19 protein-coding genes are annotated in these 16,888 nt (G+C 36.4%); 13 read left to right on the top strand and 6 right to left on the bottom strand.

Annotated elements, in window-relative coordinates:
* Positions 1-31: 31 nt before the first annotated feature.
* Positions 32-394: a copper-binding protein gene (locus NQ782_RS07755; protein WP_000911302.1), complete on the top strand. Its 363-nt coding sequence runs from the start codon at positions 32-34 to the stop codon at positions 392-394.
* A 71-nt stretch (positions 395-465) separates the two neighbouring features.
* Here the strand turns inward: NQ782_RS07755 and NQ782_RS07750 are convergent, their stop codons facing one another.
* From NQ782_RS07750 to NQ782_RS07740, 3 genes are read right to left on the bottom strand one after another with little or no spacing between them, the layout of a single operon-like run.
* Positions 466-2,295: a ferrous iron transporter B gene (locus NQ782_RS07750; protein WP_001086233.1), complete on the bottom strand. Its 1,830-nt coding sequence runs from the start codon at positions 2,293-2,295 to the stop codon at positions 466-468.
* On the bottom strand, positions 2,285-2,545 hold the full coding sequence (locus tag NQ782_RS07745; RefSeq protein ID WP_001048218.1) for a FeoA family protein: 261 nt from the start codon (positions 2,543-2,545) through the stop codon (positions 2,285-2,287). Before NQ782_RS07745 ends, NQ782_RS07750 begins: the two co-directional genes overlap by 11 nt.
* A gap of 11 nt (positions 2,546-2,556) precedes the next feature.
* Positions 2,557-3,864 carry a cation transporter gene (locus tag NQ782_RS07740; protein ID WP_000537300.1) on the bottom strand — a complete coding sequence of 436 codons (1,308 nt, stop codon included), beginning with the start codon at positions 3,862-3,864 and terminating at the stop codon, positions 2,557-2,559.
* A gap of 75 nt (positions 3,865-3,939) precedes the next feature.
* Between NQ782_RS07740 and cadR the strand changes: the two genes are divergently transcribed.
* The 12 genes from cadR to NQ782_RS07680 all read left to right on the top strand — a co-directional run bounded on the left by cadR (position 3,940) and on the right by NQ782_RS07680 (position 13,892).
* A complete protein-coding gene (gene cadR, locus NQ782_RS07735) occupies positions 3,940-4,332 on the top strand; it encodes a Cd(II)/Pb(II)-responsive transcriptional regulator (protein ID WP_000480874.1) in 393 nt (130 codons plus the stop codon).
* A gap of 224 nt (positions 4,333-4,556) precedes the next feature.
* Entirely contained in the window at positions 4,557-4,991 is a 435-nt protein-coding gene (gene arsC / locus NQ782_RS07730) for an arsenate reductase (glutaredoxin) (protein WP_000213577.1), read from the top strand.
* A 55-nt stretch (positions 4,992-5,046) separates the two neighbouring features.
* Positions 5,047-5,370: a metalloregulator ArsR/SmtB family transcription factor gene (locus tag NQ782_RS07725; protein ID WP_000373080.1), complete on the top strand. Its 324-nt coding sequence runs from the start codon at positions 5,047-5,049 to the stop codon at positions 5,368-5,370.
* A 6-nt stretch (positions 5,371-5,376) separates the two neighbouring features.
* Positions 5,377-5,850, top strand: coding sequence for an arsenate reductase ArsC (locus NQ782_RS07720; RefSeq protein WP_000670223.1), 474 nt, complete (start codon positions 5,377-5,379; stop codon positions 5,848-5,850).
* A 7-nt stretch (positions 5,851-5,857) separates the two neighbouring features.
* On the top strand, positions 5,858-6,898 hold the full coding sequence (gene arsB, locus NQ782_RS07715; protein ID WP_000068658.1) for an ACR3 family arsenite efflux transporter: 1,041 nt from the start codon (positions 5,858-5,860) through the stop codon (positions 6,896-6,898).
* Positions 6,899-6,902: 4 nt separating this feature from the next.
* Entirely contained in the window at positions 6,903-7,607 is a 705-nt protein-coding gene (gene arsH, locus NQ782_RS07710; protein ID WP_001052988.1) for an arsenical resistance protein ArsH, read from the top strand.
* 18 nt (positions 7,608-7,625) lie between these two features.
* Positions 7,626-8,579: a thioredoxin-disulfide reductase gene (gene trxB / locus NQ782_RS07705; protein WP_001191832.1), complete on the top strand. Its 954-nt coding sequence runs from the start codon at positions 7,626-7,628 to the stop codon at positions 8,577-8,579.
* 104 nt (positions 8,580-8,683) lie between these two features.
* Entirely contained in the window at positions 8,684-9,751 is a 1,068-nt protein-coding gene (locus tag NQ782_RS07700) for an ArsO family NAD(P)H-dependent flavin-containing monooxygenase (RefSeq protein WP_000080827.1), read from the top strand.
* A 296-nt stretch (positions 9,752-10,047) separates the two neighbouring features.
* Positions 10,048-10,866 carry a hypothetical protein gene (locus NQ782_RS07695; RefSeq protein WP_000835370.1) on the top strand — a complete coding sequence of 273 codons (819 nt, stop codon included), beginning with the start codon at positions 10,048-10,050 and terminating at the stop codon, positions 10,864-10,866.
* Positions 10,867-11,273: 407 nt separating this feature from the next.
* Positions 11,274-11,546, top strand: a complete 273-nt coding sequence (locus tag NQ782_RS07690; protein WP_000770669.1) for a type II toxin-antitoxin system HigB family toxin — start codon at positions 11,274-11,276, stop codon at positions 11,544-11,546.
* On the top strand, positions 11,536-12,759 hold the full coding sequence (locus NQ782_RS07685) for an ImmA/IrrE family metallo-endopeptidase (protein ID WP_000394712.1): 1,224 nt from the start codon (positions 11,536-11,538) through the stop codon (positions 12,757-12,759). Before NQ782_RS07690 ends, NQ782_RS07685 begins: the two co-directional genes overlap by 11 nt.
* Positions 12,760-12,761: 2 nt before the next feature.
* Positions 12,762-13,892, top strand: coding sequence for a beta family protein (locus tag NQ782_RS07680; protein WP_000975797.1), 1,131 nt, complete (start codon positions 12,762-12,764; stop codon positions 13,890-13,892).
* Between the two features lie 349 nt (positions 13,893-14,241).
* Here NQ782_RS07680 and NQ782_RS07675 read toward each other — a convergent pair whose 3' ends face one another.
* The 3 genes from NQ782_RS07675 to NQ782_RS07665 form a co-directional block, all read right to left on the bottom strand.
* Entirely contained in the window at positions 14,242-15,426 is a 1,185-nt protein-coding gene (locus NQ782_RS07675) for an MFS transporter (RefSeq protein ID WP_000106683.1), read from the bottom strand.
* Between the two features lie 18 nt (positions 15,427-15,444).
* Positions 15,445-15,852, bottom strand: a complete 408-nt coding sequence (locus NQ782_RS07670; protein WP_057092822.1) for a RidA family protein — start codon at positions 15,850-15,852, stop codon at positions 15,445-15,447.
* 67 nt (positions 15,853-15,919) lie between these two features.
* Positions 15,920-16,846 (bottom strand): DMT family transporter, encoded by a 927-nt coding sequence (locus NQ782_RS07665; RefSeq protein WP_000703584.1) that lies wholly within the window; start codon positions 16,844-16,846, stop codon positions 15,920-15,922.
* Between the last annotated feature and the right edge of the window lie 42 nt (positions 16,847-16,888).

Genomic DNA, 16,888 nt, shown 5'->3' with positions numbered 1-16,888 from the left:
GTTTTATTATTTCGTCAAAAGAGGTTTTATTATGTTGAAATTTATGAAAATTGTGGCTCTTGTTGCAACTGTTGCTGCGTTAAGTGCATGTAGCAAAAATGAGGCATCAGAGCAAAAGAAAGCGGAAGCACCGATGGAGCAGATGAGTAAAGAGTCATCTACAGTTGCAACAGCTCAAGCTGTTGGTGTGATTACTGCTATTGATACGAAAGAAAATATTCTAACACTCGACCATGAAGCAATTCCTGCAATTAAATGGCCTGCAATGACCATGGGCTTTAAAGTTGCAGATCCAGCATTATTGAATGGTTTAACTGTAGGGGAAAAGGTTGACTTCGAATTAAAAATAGAGGGTGAGAGTCAGATTATTGTTGCTGTGAAAAAAAGCTCATAATCAGTTTGATACTTAAAAGAAAAATGGATGCGAAGGCATCCATTTTTCTTTATGAAATATTCTTATTTTGATTAAAGTCTACTAATAAGCTGATATGTAATGAAGGCAAAGAAATACGCAAGCCCAAATAAGTAAGTCGCCATAATAACAGGCTGTTTCCAGCTACCAGTTTCACGACGAATGGTCGCTAATGTTGCAAGACAATGTGGTGCGAAAATGTACCAAACTAATAATGACATCCCTGTAGCTAGCCCCCAACCATCAGGACCAGAGATTTGACTCAACAATGTTTGAGTTACAGTATCTTCATCTCCAGACATAGCATAAATTACACCTAAAGCAGCAATGACAACTTCCCTTGCAGCCATAGCAGGAATTAATGCGATACAGATTTCCCAAGTAAAGCCAATAGGTGCAAATATAGGCTGAATAATGTGTCCAAGTTGTCCAGCTAAACTATAGTTGATAGCAGGCATCGTGGCATGCTCAGGTGGTTGAGGGAACGTAACCAACACCCAAAGCAATATAGATAATGCTACGATAATACCACCAACTCTTTTTAGAAAGATCGTAGCTCGATCATAAAGTCCTAATGCAACGTTTCGAATATCTGGCAATCGATAAGTAGGCAACTCAAAGATAAAAATACTTTCTGTTTTATCTTTTCTAACTAGTTTCAAAAATAAAGAAACACATAATGCTGAAACAATTCCAGCCATATATAGTCCAAAAAGAACTAAACCTTGTAGGCTCAACCAACCATAAACTAATTTGTTTGGAATGAATGCCGCAATTAGCAAAGCATAAACAGGTAATCTTGCAGAACAAGTCATTAATGGCGCAATCATAATGGTTGCTAGACGATCTCTTTCCGAACTAATGCTTCGTGTTGCCATGACACCAGGAATAGCACAGGCAAAACTAGACAATAGTGGAATAAAGGAACGTCCACTTAAACCAGCTTTGGACATTAATTTATCCAAAAGGAATGCTGCTCGTGGCAAATAACCTGATTCTTCTAAAATTAAAATAAAGAAGAATAAGATAAGGATCTGCGGCATATAAGCCAAAACACTACCCGATCCAGCGATTACCCCATCAACAATAAGACTTCTAAGTAATGGATGAGTAATAAGCGGGCCAATTGTATTACCTAACCAAGCAATTGCATTTTCAATTAATGAGATAAAAGGTTGTGCCCAGATAAAAACGGCTTGGAACATGACAAACATGGTAAGCGTTAGGATGACTAAACCAAGTACAGGATGTAAGAAAATTTTATCCAAGAAAGCTGTTCTTGCATCACCGTTATCATTTTTTAAAATTACCTGTTTAGTAATATTTTTAATCTGATCAAAATGATTCAGATCAGAATGATAAGGAGTGACAAATAGATTTTTTTGATCTAATTGATTTAGTAGTTCTTGCACGCCTTTAGTTTTAACGGCAACAGCCTCAATAACAGGGATACCCAACAATTCTGATAGCTTATTAATATCTATCGAAATACCACGCTTTTTGACCTCATCCATCATATTTAAAACAAGAAGCATTGGTCGATTCAATGCCCTTATTTCAAGCACAAGACTTAAATGTAAATGTAAATTAGTGGCATCAACCACACATACATATATATCAGGTAGAACCTCACCCTCAAGCTCACCTAAGCATACAGCCCTTGTTACCTCTTCATCTAGACTCGTAGGCTTTAAGCTGTATGTGCCGGGCAAATCTAAAACTCGAACTGATTCACCAGAAGGTAGTTTAAAAAAACCTTCTTTCCGCTCAACAGTAACACCAGCATAATTAGCTACTTTTTGACGAGTACCTGTTAAAGTATTAAAGAGAGATGTTTTCCCACAATTTGGGTTACCAATAAGTGCAATATTTTTACTGTTCATTTGAAACAATCTCTACAAAAATTCGTTCAGCTTCATTCTTTCTTAACGCAAATCGAGAAGTTTCAATTTGAACCAATACTGGATCACCACCGAAAAGTCCCTTAGCTAGAACTTGTAAAGTTTCACCAATTCTGAAACCTAACAATTCAAGTCGTTCGAGAACTGGATCATTTTTATCTAAATATTGGTTACCTTTTTTTAGGTCAACAATTTTGACAAATTCGTTTGGTTTAACTTGGAATAAATTCATTTTTAATACTCTTATTTCAATGCCAAAATTTTTCGAGCACCGTTAAGTACGAAAAGTGAAACAATTATTCCTATAACAAGATCTGGATATGCGGAACCTGTCAAAGCAACTAGTATCCCTGCACAAATCACACCAAAATTGACTATGATATCATTGGATAAAAAGACCCAACTAGCCTTCATGTGTGCACCATCATTTTTTTGATGAGACATTAGGTATATACAATAAAAATTGGCAATTAGCGCTAAAGCAGCAATTCCAATCATCAAGAAAGACTCTGGCTCACTACCATAAATGAACCGACGCACAACATCTACAATTACAGAAGTAGCGAGAATTAACTGTAACCAGCCTGAAAGATGCGCTGCTTTTAATTGTTTTTTTACACTTTTACCAACAACAAACAGTGCTATACCAAACACTGTGGCATCAGCAAGCATATCCAATGAGTCAGCAATCAAGCCTGTAGAGGCAGCTACCAAACCACTGATAAACTCTATAAAGAATAATAGGAGATTAATCGCTAAAAGAATTTTTAAAACTTTTGCTTGTTCAGACGTATCTGCTTTTTCAGGCATTTCACCCACAGAGGCAGCGGTACTTTCAAGTTTGGCTCCAAAACCAAGTGCTTCAAGTTTGCTAGTAATTTCATTAAGACCATCATTATGAAAAACTTTTAATTTCCGATTAGGTAAATCAAATATTAGTCCTTTGACCTCACTCACTGGAGACAATGCCATACGAACCATTTGCTCCTCAGCAGAGCAATCCATTTTCGGAATCAGAAACGTACTGATTTCTTTTGCATGCTCTTTATTTACATAGGCTTCAGTTTTATTTAATTTAGCGCCAAACCCAAGAGCTTCAAGTTTTGCAGTGATTTCATTACTTTCACCATTATGCATAACTTTTAGGTTTCGATTCGGCAAATCAAAAACTAGCCTCTTAACATTTACCAAAGAAGATAAAGTCATCCGAACCATTTGTTCCTCTGCGGAACAATCCATTTTAGGGATTTTATAGTCACTGATGAAAGTCGCTACACCCTCATTATCACTGATTATCTCAGGTGAACTTATTGAATCTGGGGTGCAACATGAGTTTGACTGCGTAGAACATGGCTGAGTACTAGCACAAGAATCTTTTTCATCTGGCTTAGATTGTTGTGGTACTTCATTACCACAACAAGAGCTTTTACTTTCTTCAGCAGTTAAATCTTTACTGTTACCAGAATTTGTTTCTGATTCATTTTGATTTTGCTTAGTGTCTTCACAAGAACTTTCTTTATTACAACCGCAACCACTCATTGATGTGCCCATAGTCATATCTTTACTTATTGCATATTAAAATCTCTATAGCTACTATAGAGTCAAGTTGGATTTTGAGTATTTCTAATGTTTATGAAGATAGGAGAGCTCTCTGAGAAAACGTCGTGCTCAGTACTGACAATACGGTTTTATGAAAAAGAAGGTTTAATCCCGCAACCTGATCGAACTCAAGGTAACTATAGACTATATACTGAAGATTACATTGATCGGTTGAAATTCATTGTGAATTGTCGTTCTTTGAATATGAACTTAATTGAAATCAAAAAATTACTAAATTATAAGGATCTGCCTAATCTAAATTGTTCTGATGTGAATGAGCTTATCGATTCACATATTAACGATGTAGAGGAAAATATTCGGAATCAGCAGAAACTCATACAGCAGCTATTAGAAATAAGAAAGACTTGTGATGGGTTATGTACAGTGGACAAATGTGGTGTACTGAAGAAGTTAGCCTGAATAAAAAGTTAGTGATCACATTTGTTTCTCAAACTTACTGATACGTATATTGGCTTATTTAATATTATTGCTAAATTCTTAATCTAAAATGAATTGTTTACAGCAGTTTTTCAAATTTAACTAGCTTATTTAATGGATTGTATTTTGCAGACCATCATATATGAAGTTGCATATATATGCTAATTCATATATAAAGATATTAATATATTAGAGGTCCCAGTTTCATGACAACTTCATTAGATGTAAAGATTTATCACAATCCTGCTTGTGGCACCTCTCGGAATACTTTGGCTTTGATTCGCAATACAGGAATTGAACCAACCGTTATTGAATATCTCATTACACCACCTAGTCATGACGAATTAGTTAAATTGATTCAGGATGCAAACTTAACAGTAAGAGAGGCTATTCGTCAGAATGTAGATCCTTATCGGGATTTACAGCTTGATCGTAGTGATTTGAGTGATGAACAACTACTCAGTTTTATGCTTGAACATCCTATTTTGATTAATCGACCATTTGTTGTTACTGAATTAGGTACTCGCTTAAGTCGTCCTTCAGAAGTTGTCTTGGATATTCTGCCATTACCACAAAAAGGTGCTTTCACTAAAGAAGATGGTGAACAAGTGATCGACGAAAATGGTCAGAGAGTAAATTAAAAAATTTAGTTCTTGTATGTGATTATCTGCATATCCAAATTTATAGGTAGCAAAGATGGATCAAGTTAATTTTTTTAAATGCTTATCAGATGAAACCCGTCTCAATATTGTCACTTTAATTGCTGAGAATAAAGAACTCTGTGTTTGTGATCTGACAGAAAAGCTACAACTGAGTCAACCAAAGATTTCTAGGCATTTAGCTTTATTACGCTCTTCTGGTCTCTTACAAGACAGACGACAAAGCCAATGGGTGTACTACAGCATTAATCAACAACTTCCAGCATGGTGTTTTGAAATTCTAGATACTTTAAAAAAAACATCATCTAGTCAAGTTGTAAGCAATACCAACACGCTTTCTATAAATAGTTATTGTGAGTAATAGATTATGAAATTCCTTTTTTTGTGTACTGGAAATAGTTGTCGTAGCATTTTGTCTGAAGTGCTTTTTAACAGTCGTGCTCCTCATGACTGGAAAGCATACAGTGCAGGTAGTAAGCCATCAGGACAGGTGCATCCATTGACTATTGAAACTTTGGAAAACCTTGGTCTTTCAACAGAAGGTTTATGGAGTAAAACCATTGATGACTGTGAGCAATATAAACCTGATGTAGTGATTACTGTGTGTGATTCAGCAGCTCAAGAAGCTTGTCCTCTTTATTTGGGGGGAGCGATCAAGGCACATTGGGGCTTGGCTGATCCATCACATTTAGACTTGCCTAAAGAGGAAAAATTAAAAGCTTTCCAAGTGACAGTAGACCATATCAACCGTCGTTTAGATGCTTTATTTGCACTTGATACAGCAAATATGTCTCGTCCTGAATTAATTGCTGCAATCAATCACATATCAGATATTGAATGAGAAAATCATGGCTCAACAAAGACTGTCATTTTTAGATCGTAACCTGACGCTATGGATTTTCATTGCGATGGGGTTGGGGATTGCGATAGGTGTCTTCTTACCTCAAGCTTCCGTTACTTTAGACAAAATGAGTGTGGATTCTGTCAATATTCCAATTGCGATTGGTTTGATTCTGATGATGTATCCACCGTTAGCCAAAGTGGACTATGCAGCTCTACCACAAGTATTTAAAGACAAAAGAACATTAACTTTGTCTTTAGTACAGAACTGGATTATTGCTCCTGTATTAATGTTTGCATTAGCAATTATTTTTTTGCATAGCTATCCAGAGTATATGACTGGACTAATCCTGATCGGATTAGCTCGTTGTATTGCAATGGTTTTAGTTTGGAATGGTTTAGCCTGCGGCGATAACCAATATGTAGCAGCATTGGTTGCATTCAATAGTATCTTTCAGATTTTGTTCTTTAGTACTTATGCTTGGTTATTTCTTACCTTCTTACCACCTTATTTTGGTATTGCTGGGCAAGTAATCAATGTGGATTTTTGGACGATTACCCACGCGGTATTAATTTACTTGGGTATTCCTTTTTTTCTTGGTTTCTTGACCCGTTTGATCTTAGTCAACGCCAAAGGCTTAGAGTGGTACCAAAATGTCTTTTTACCGAAGATCAGTCCATTAAGTCTATTGGCATTACTGTTTACTATTGTTGCTATGTTTAGTCTCAAAGGTGGAGATGTAGTGAGTCTGCCTTTGGATGTAATTCGAATTGCGATTCCATTAACAATTTACTTTATCGTAATGTTCTTCATTAGTTTCTTTATGAGTAAGTGGATGGGTAATGACTACCCAAAAACTACAGCAATTTCATTTACTGCTGCGGGTAATAATTTTGAGTTAGCACTGGCTGTAGCCATTGCAACCTTTGGTTTAGCATCGCCTGTGGCATTTACTACAGTCATTGGGCCATTAGTTGAAGTACCAGTTTTGATTGCTTTGGTCAGTGTCTCTTTATGGCTAAGAAAAAAGTATTTTGAATCGGTGTAAATCTATGAATCTCCCAAATGTTGATATGAATCTTCTTGATCGACCTACTTTAGAGAAAGTTCAAGCTAAAGCACTGGATCATGCACCACGCATCTTATTGTTATATGGCTCGAATCGTGAACGTTCTTATAGTCGTTTAGCGGTGATGGAAGCAGGACGAATCTTGGAGGAGTTTGGTGCTGAGGTGAAAATCTTTCATCCGAAAGGATTGCCTTTGCCAGAAGATGCCGATACTGAACATCCAAAAGTAAAAGAATTGCATGAACTTTTGGCTTGGTCAGAGGGTATGGTTTGGTGTTCACCTGAGCGTCATGGTTCTATGAGTTCTATTTTTAAATCCCAAATCGACTGGATTCCTTTGGCTGGTGGTGCAATACGTGCGACGCAAGGTAAAACTTTAGCACTTATGCAAGTTAGTGGTGGTTCACAATCTTTTAATAGCGTTAACCAGATGCGTATTTTGGGGCGCTGGATGCGGATGATTACAATCCCGAATCAATCTTCAATTCCTAAAGCCTTTTTAGAGTTTGAAGAAGATGGACGTATGAAAGCATCTTCTTATTACGATCGTATAGTAGATGTGATGGAAGAACTCTATAAGTTTACATTACTTACGCGTGGACAAAGCCTGTATCTAACTGATCGATATTCTGAGCGTAAAGAATCTGCTGAAGAATTATCTAAACGTGTTAACCAGCGTAGTCTGTAACACATTGGAGAGAACTAAATGCAAAGTAGACATTCACGTCTGATAATTCTCGGTTCTGGCCCTGCGGGCTATAGTGCAGCTGTCTATGCAGCGCGTGCAAACCTTAAACCTACTTTAATTGCGGGTTTACAACTAGGTGGGCAACTTACAACAACAACCGAAGTTGACAACTGGCCGGGCGATCCTGAAGGTTTAACTGGTCCTGCATTAATGGATCGTATGCAAGCACATGCTGAACGCTTTGGTACAGAACTCGTCTATGACCATATTAACGAAGTGGACTTAAACGTACGTCCTTTTGTTCTAAAAGGTGATATGGAAGAGTACACATGTGATGCTTTGATTATTGCAACTGGTGCTACAGCTCAATATCTTGGCCTAGAGTCTGAACAAAACTTTATGGGACAAGGCGTAAGCGCATGTGCAACATGTGATGGTTTCTTCTACAAAAACCAAAAAGTAATGGTTGTAGGTGGTGGTAACACTGCTGTTGAAGAAGCGCTTTATTTATCAAATATTGCTTCACATGTAACGCTAGTACACCGCCGTGATAGCTTACGTTCTGAAAAGATTTTGCAAGATCATTTATTTGCTAAAGAAAAAGAAGGCAAAATCAGCATTATCTGGAATCACGAAGTTGAAGAAGTATTGGGTGACAATACTGGTGTAACAAGTGTTCGCCTTAAATCAACTCAAGATGAGTCTAAGCAAGACGTAGAGGTTCATGGTCTATTCGTTGCAATTGGCCACAAACCAAATACTGGAATGTTTGATGGTCAATTAAACTTACGTGATGGCTATATCCAAGTACAAAGCGGTACTTCTGGTAATGCAACAGCAACTTCTGTAGCTGGTGTTTTTGCTGCTGGTGACGTCGCTGACAGCATTTATCGTCAAGCGATTACTTCAGCTGGGTCAGGCTGTATGGCTGCTCTAGATGCTGAAAAATATCTAGATCAATTGAACGATTGAAAAGCTAATTCAATCACTTGAAAGTTTTAAGAAATAAGCCCAGTCTGTTAAACAGGCTGGGCTTTTGATTTTGTTTATGACAATAAAGAAGAGGGAGAGATAATTTGTCTCAATTACAAGCTGAAGTAGATGTAGTCATTATTGGTGGTGGACAAGCAGCTCTTGCTACAGCCTATTTTTTAAAACGTAAGAAAATTCCATTTGTGATTTTAGATGACCAAAATCAGGCAGGTGGTGCATGGTTACATGCTTGGGAGTCTTTACGTCTTTTTTCTCCAAATACTTGGAGTTCGTTGTCGGGCTGGATGATGCCAAAAACTGAACAAACTTATCCAACGCGGAATGAGGTGATTCAATACTTATCTGCATACGAACAACGCTATCAATTTCCTGTCATTCGACCTATACATGTTGATCATATTGAGAAAAAAAATGACTGCTTAGATGTATATGCGGGTGATAAATATTGGCGAGCAAAGGCCGTTGTCAGTGCTACAGGTACATGGAGTCAGCCTTATATTCCACATTACGAAGGATTAGAAAGATTTAAAGGAATACAAACCCATTCAGCACATTATGTTAATCCAGAACCTTTTATTAATAAAAAGGTTCTAGTGATAGGAGGAGGTAACTCTGGTGCTCAAATTCTTGCTGAAGTTTCAGAAGTTGCAGACACTATTTGGATCACAGTAAATCCTCCTCAATTTTTATCGGATGATGTTGATGGGCGTGTTTTATTCCTTCGAGCAACAGAACGTTTGAAGGCACAACAGGAGGGACGAATAGTTGATCAACCCATTGGTGGTCTAGGGGATATTGTCATGATTGATAGTGTCAAAGATGCACGTGAACGTGGGGTATTACATAGCAGAGAACCCTTTAAAGCATTTAAAGAATATTCGGTTGTTTGGGAGGATGGTTCAACACAATTGGTTGATGCTGTGATTTGGTGTACAGGCTTCAAAGCATCCCTAAATCACTTAAGGAGTCTAGGAGTGATAGAACCTAATCAGACTGTTGCTGTCAATGATGGGCGTTCAATAAAAATAAACAACCTTTGGCTAGTTGGTTATGGTGAATGGACAGGCATGGCATCGGCAACATTAATTGGGGTTTCTAGAACAGCCAAAGCAGTAGTCGATGAAATAGCTGTTTACTTAGCTATAGATTAAAAATTCTTAAATAAAGGATGGCTAAAGATATAGAAGGTTTATATATTTTTTATATCAAACACTTATATTTTTTTTTGGTGGTATTGGTTCTAATTTAGTTAGTGATCAATAACTGGAAAATTTTAACTAGACTCTAGTTGCTTAATATAATTCCCAATAAAACTAGTCTACTGTTTATATACTCTTTCATGAGTAAGGAGGTATCTGAGTACTACAAAAGTTGTTATTACTCAGATACCGACAGATTTAATTGAGCTAATTACACTGTAAGCAGAACCAATTACAGAGATGAAATCATGAAGTCTATAGATGAAATAAAAGCTCAAGAGGTATGTGTAGCTATTCTATTAGATAAAAAAGCTACTAATACGCAAGCCAAGATACTTCCTAGTGAAAATATAATCATTGATAGGTTACTTGAGCGTAAAGTTGAGTTACAACATGCTTATAGTGAGTTGTATTCAAAACTAGGGAAATATCATCAAGCCCTCACAAATTTTTTAGATTTGTTAGTAGAAATTACTTCAATGCATAGTCCAGAGGAAGTAATAAAGTCTAGAGCTGCTCAGAAAAAATTGAATGAGATTAATCAGCAAATTTCTATTAAAGCTCATGAATTAGCAGCTCTCCTAGAAACTAGATCCGAGTTAATAAATACTTCTGGCTTTATGACAGATACCCATTATCACATTGGTAATGTAATTCGTGAAGCATCTCAGAATAATCCGTATTTTAGAACATCTTTGCTAGATAAATTAAAGCAACTCCAAGGTCGGTTTGATCTTAAATATTGGCCTCGGTTAGATGATGTAATGAAAGTTATCGCTGAAGATGCAAGAATGGCCGTACCTATTGCTATTGATTCTATTACTGAAGTGGCAACAAGAGGTGAGAGAGCTTCCTTAGTTGATTATTTTAGAGCTTTATTTGAAGCTATTGAATGTAATCGTCAGAAAGAATATGGTTTCTTACCTAATGACTTTAAGTTAACAGATAATACAATTGCTACTTTAGCTAATTGCGCCTTAGCTTTAGAGCCAAAAGAAATGATTGATGGCCTATATGTGAAAAATTTTAGAAGTCGTGAACGCAAACGCATAGGTAGTGACTCCTAATTTTAAATATGTGGACAAGTCTGGATTTGTCCACATACATAAAACAATCTATAGACTACCTATCCCTATAACAGAAAGTATTTTTACTGTTATTTATTATTTAAGATCATTAGAGGTTAGTCAGACTGTAATTCTGTTAGAAAGACCGTGACTAAATTAGGTTTTGAATGAAGGAATTATGGGCAGCTTATGTCAATTCAATATCTAACATATCAAACTTTAAATATTGATTTATTTAATTAAATTTATTCTTTTATTTCAAAAAAATCTAACAAAGACCATATCACTGATAAATATTTAAGCAATTAAAGTAGTTCTCAATAATTAGTTTATGATAATTACCAAAATGGGAATTGAGTTGTATTTTGAAATGGTGTAATTTATTCCCAAATTGGGAATATTTTTAAATGAAGCTTTTAGGTCTTGAAAAAATAACAGTGATTGAGTGTGAGTTTGCTAAAAAATGGCTCATAAGTTGGATCTCTGAAATACGTGATGCTCATTGGCGGGGCGCGGAAGATATTCTGAAACAATTTCCAAAAGTATCTATTTTGGAAAATCAATGTTTCGAATTTTCGATACATAACTCTAAATGGGTTATTTGTCTACAAATCGCGTTTTCTCAAAGAATAGCGATTATTAAAGCTGTAAACATTAAAGGTGCTAACAATGGAATTTAAAGTTATTCGTACAAGAGAGCAGTATCAAGCTTATCTTGACGAAGTGCATTCTTTAATTATGCTAAATCCGGCTATAGGAAGTCCTGAGAGTGATCGGTTGGAATTATTATCGGTTTTAATAGAAGATTATGAAAATAAACAATATCCGATAGAGGCGCCTGATCCTATTGATGCAATTCTATTTAGGATGCATGAGAAAGGGTTAAAACAAGCTGATTTGGCCCCATATTTTGGTACTACTAGTAGAGTTTCTGAAGTTCTTAATCGAAAAAGAGCTTTAACCGTAGATATGATCCGAGCATTATCTGTAGGGTTGGGACTGTCGGTAGAGACATTAATTGGTTTATCAAATTCAAAGAATACATTAGATAAAAATAATATTGATTGGTCTAAATTTCCTGTTAAAGAGATGAAAAATAGGGGGTGGTTAAAAACATTTCTTGCTGATACGGCAGCATCAACTGAGAGTATTATCCAAAAATATATTGCTCAATCAGGGTTACAAATCGGCTCAGCTTCTTTTAAACGAAAGTTGTCTGGTGATGCCCAAACACCTAATACGATGTATGCACTGTATGCGTGGCTAGCTAGAGTCATTCTCCAAGCTAGAGATAAGAAAGATAGTCTAGGAAAATATGACCCTAATTTAATAAATAGTAATTTTTTAAGAGAGTTAGCTCAATTAAGCTGGTTTGAGCATGGGCCAATATTAGCAATTGAATACTTAGAAAAGCATGGAATTGCTGTAGTCATTGAGCCTCATCTTAAGGGTACGCATCTTGATGGAGCGGCATTGAAGGACAGTGACGGCACTCCTATTATTGGGCTAAGTTTACGATATGACCGATTGGATAATTTTTGGTTTACGTTACTACATGAATGCGCACATATTTGGAAGCATGTTGATGAAACAGAAGCATTTCTCGATGATTTAGATTCATCAAGTATGGAGGATCGGAGGGAGGCTGAAGCAAATCGATTGGCAAGAGAGGCATTTATACCAAGAGGAGTTTTGAGACGTACAGAGGCATTTATCTCACCAAGTAAAGAATCTATTGAAAAGTTGGCTAAAGAGTTGAGAGTTCATCCAGCAATCATTGCAGGGCGTATTCGAAAAGAGTTGGGAAATTACACCTTATTTTCAGACTTGGTTGGTCAATATCAGGTCAAGGCATTATTAACCAATTCTCATTTATTAAGTGTTGAGGAGTAGAGATGATGAAAATTCCAGAATATGTCCCAATCATGAAAGCGAAGCAAGGTGAATTTGATGCGATAAAACCTATTAGGTCTGAGCAGTTAGAATATCAAATACAGCCAACTTTCCACCCTTTATTTGAAATGCCTAATATTTATAAAGAAGGGGTTTCAAGACTTGTTGATATTAATAGCCGTTGCGAGAAAATAGGGAAATTATGGAGTGGAAATATTGCTTTAGTGGATGGTTATTTTTGGAAACCATCTGAAGCTTTATTGGAGAATGGTGAGCATTTCCTAACCTATACGTATAACAAATTGTTTGCATTAGGAGTAAAGGTAGTTCCTGTAATTGGTTATGACCGTTGGTTTGATCAAATGAGCAGTCTTTATCATCAAACAATGAAAAATTTAAATTATCCAGAGGCTCCTTATTTTTGTATTAGATTAGATGGTGAGGCAATGTATGATATTGATGAACCTGATTTTTTCAAAGAACAACTAGAATCAATTATTTCTGATTTAAAATTAGCAGAAAATAATTGTTCTATATTATTAGATTTTGGGGATGTAAGTGTCAATCGTATAACAATTGAACAGATGCTAAGCAAGTCTAGAGACTTTTTAGAAGTATTAACTGAATATGATTTTAAATACATTTCTATCAGTGGAGCTTCATATCCTTCAAGCGTTGCAGAAGCCATTGAAGATCATGATACGGATGGTCCAGTACTTCGAAAAGAAATGGTTGTATGGCAGACTTTAAGAAACATGTTCCCTAATGTTAAATTGAAGTTTGCAGATCATGGAGCAAGACATCCAGCTCCAGAAAAGCAGATTATTAATCAACATACGAATGGAAAAATTATCTACACTATAGATAAAAATTACTATGTCGTAAGAGGCCATCCATTTTCTAGAGATGGTGGAAGTCATGGGCATAGAAAGCAGCTAGCAATGAGATTAATTAATTCTATCTATTATGAAGATGTAAGCTTTAGTTGGGGAGACAATAAAATCTTTGAATGTGCGCACGGTATTAATAATTTTATAGGAAATCCTACGCAATGGGTTGCAATTGATACGAGCCACCACATTCGGTATGTCTTAGAGGAAATAGGATCTTTTGAGCTAGCTTATCAAAAATAGATCAAATAAAAATCCAGCCATTCATAAATGGGCTGGATTTTTAAATTATTTTTCAGTAATTAAATTTTTACACTAAATTTACACCATGAATTTTATTTTTGTTTCTAAGTTTTTAATAATAAATGATATTTTATTTTAGTTGATCCTATCCATCATTGGGGCTACTGAAATACGAGGTTGTAACGATTGAAGTGATTGCATAACCGAAAGACCCAAAAGTCGCTAAATTAAAGAAAGGGCAGCATTATACGGGGTTTAGCCCTGAATCGACAGTGGCATTTAACTGCGTAATTTATAACCGCCCTAATGTTAGATATAGTAAGATGATTTTTAACAAATTACCTTATAGCTAAGCCATTTGCTTTTTTTGTAAGAAAGCATCAATCATGCTAAATAAAATACAAAATACAACGAGTCCAACACCTGCTAGGCAAGTCATGGTCCATCCACCACGATTCCATGCAAAAATCCCTAATGCCGAACCAGCTGCACCACCAATAAAATAAGTAGTCATATAAATAGCATTAATACGAGATTTAGCATCGGGACGTAAACGGAAAATAATACTTTGGTTGCTGGTGTGAACAAGGGCAAGTGCCAATTGAATTAAAGCAAAACCAATAACATAAGCTGAAAGTAGAGTTTGTCCGAAATAGAAACAAATCCAGCTTACCAAAAATAGCCCGCAACCCATCCAGGTGAGTAAACGTGTGTAGCCTTGGTCGGCATATTTGCCGATATAACGTGTTGATAACGCACCAAAGATACCGACTAAAGGTACCAGTCCAATAAATAGATCGGGTAAATGATGTGCCGAGGTGAGAAGTAATGCGATGGTGGAATATAGAATACTTACTGCTGCAAAGGCGAAAGCACCTGTAAGCGCTCTTAATAATAGACGCTTTTCCTCTTTTAAAAGCTGAGCCATGGAAATAAAGATTTGTCCATAGTTCAGTTTCATACGCATGACATAAGGTAGGCGGCTTTTTAAGGTATAGGCCAACAAAAGCATTAATATACCGCTTATGGCATAAACGACTTTCCAGTGGAAAAGGTTGGAAAATAAGCCAGCCAGACTGGTAGAGAGTAAAATCCCGACCAATAAGCCACTCATTAAGAAGCCAATAATCTCACCAGTTTTTTCAGGTTTAACCGTCATTGTTGCAAGAGGAATAAGCACTTGAGCTGCAACTGAAAACAAACCCGCTAAAATTGTACCGATCCAGAGCATAGGTAAGTTAACAGCAAAAGCAGAGGTAAATAGGCCAACTGCACAAAGCATCATTAAAAACGGAATAGCTTTGGCTTTATTGACGATATCCCCCATTGGCACAATAAAGAGTAAACCTAAGGCATAAGACACCTGAGCAAATGTTACTGTTAAAGCAGCTTGTGCTTGAGTTACAGCAAAATCTTGCTGAATAGAGTGAATAAGGGGTTGGCAATAGTAATTCACACCTGCACATAGGCCACATGCTGCTGCCATCAACCAAAGTAAAGGTTTATTTTGACTGATATCTTCAGGGGTAGACATGATGTTCTCTCGATTTTATTAAGTGTATGCCGTTGCTTCGACTTCAATGAGCATATGTTCTAGTGCAAGACGCGGCACAGGAATGAGTGTGCAGGCTGGAAAAGGATGATTTTTCCATAAATCCTTCATAATTTTAATCAAAATCTCATGTTTTTCTACCGAATGGTCAACAACTAGAATTCTTAAAACAGCGATATCCGTAAGCTCTGCATTGGCAGCCACTAACGCATAGTTAATATTTTCAAATGCTTGTAGGACTTGTTCGCTGAAATGAGAACTTAATTGACCTTGTTGGTCTTCGCCACCTTGACCTGCAATATGAATAATATTGTTAAAATTGCTTACTACAGCGATATGACTGTAAGCGTTAGGTGTTGGATCATATAAAGTAGAAGGATTTATGATTTTAAAAATTTCTTTGTCCATGGAACTCAACCGTTTAATAAAATTTAGATGAGTATCCAACCTCAACTTAAGTTGAGGTCAAGAGCATTTAGTGTTTTAGTCTTTTCTTTCTTAAAGTAATCATCATTACGCCGACTATATTGAGGAAACAACCGACCCATTGCCATATATTTAGGTGTTCATTTAAAAAAGCAACGGCAAGCAAAATCGTTAAAACGGGTCCAATCGAAGCAATCATCGCAGATTGAGAGGCACCTAATCGTTCAATGCTTTGCATAAGCATAACGGTAGGTAAGACAGTGACTAAAAAGCCTAAGCCAATCCCATACCAAATTACACTTGAGGGAAGTTGTAATAGAAGTTGAATCGGGTGAGAGGTACTTAAAGTGTAATGGGTTAATGTACCTATACAGGCAACTGTTAAAGCTAAGCCTGTGAAATTCCAAGAACCAAATTTTTTAATTAATGGTGGAGTCAGCAGTAAATAACCGGCAAAAGCTACAGCGCTAGCAAATACAAAACTTGTTCCGAGCCAAAAGTTGCCCTGAATTGGTGCATTGTTGTGCTCTTGCAGCATCACTAACACGGTTCCACCATAACTAAGAAAAATGGCGAATAAACTTTTTACATCTAATTTTTGTTTGTAGAGCAGACTTGAAGCGATCACGGTAAGTGTGGGATATAAAAATAGGATGATTCGCTCTAAAGAAGCGCTAATAAACATGAGGCCCATGAAATCGAGCCAGCTGGCAAAGTAGTAGCCTAATAGACCGGCAAAAATTAAAATTAGCCAATCCTTCTTTTTTATGCCCTGATTATGATGCCTATTGAACCAGCAAATTAATAGAAAAAACGGTAAAGCGCTTAACATCCGTAAAGCCATCAGGACTGTACCGTCTACTAATGGAGAAAGGGCATAAGTTTGTTTAATAAAAATCGCTTTTGTGCTGAATAGAAAAGCAGAGCAAAGCGCAAAAAAAGACCCAATTTGAAACGAAGATAAAGAAATTTTCATATACAGGACTGTATAAGAGAGACTATTGTCTGCAAAAAAGAA

Source organism: Acinetobacter sp. BD54, from assembly GCF_044778325.1.
GTDB classification, from domain to species: Bacteria; Pseudomonadota; Gammaproteobacteria; order Pseudomonadales; family Moraxellaceae; genus Acinetobacter; species Acinetobacter baumannii.
This window is presented reverse-complemented; position numbering and strand designations above follow the sequence as displayed.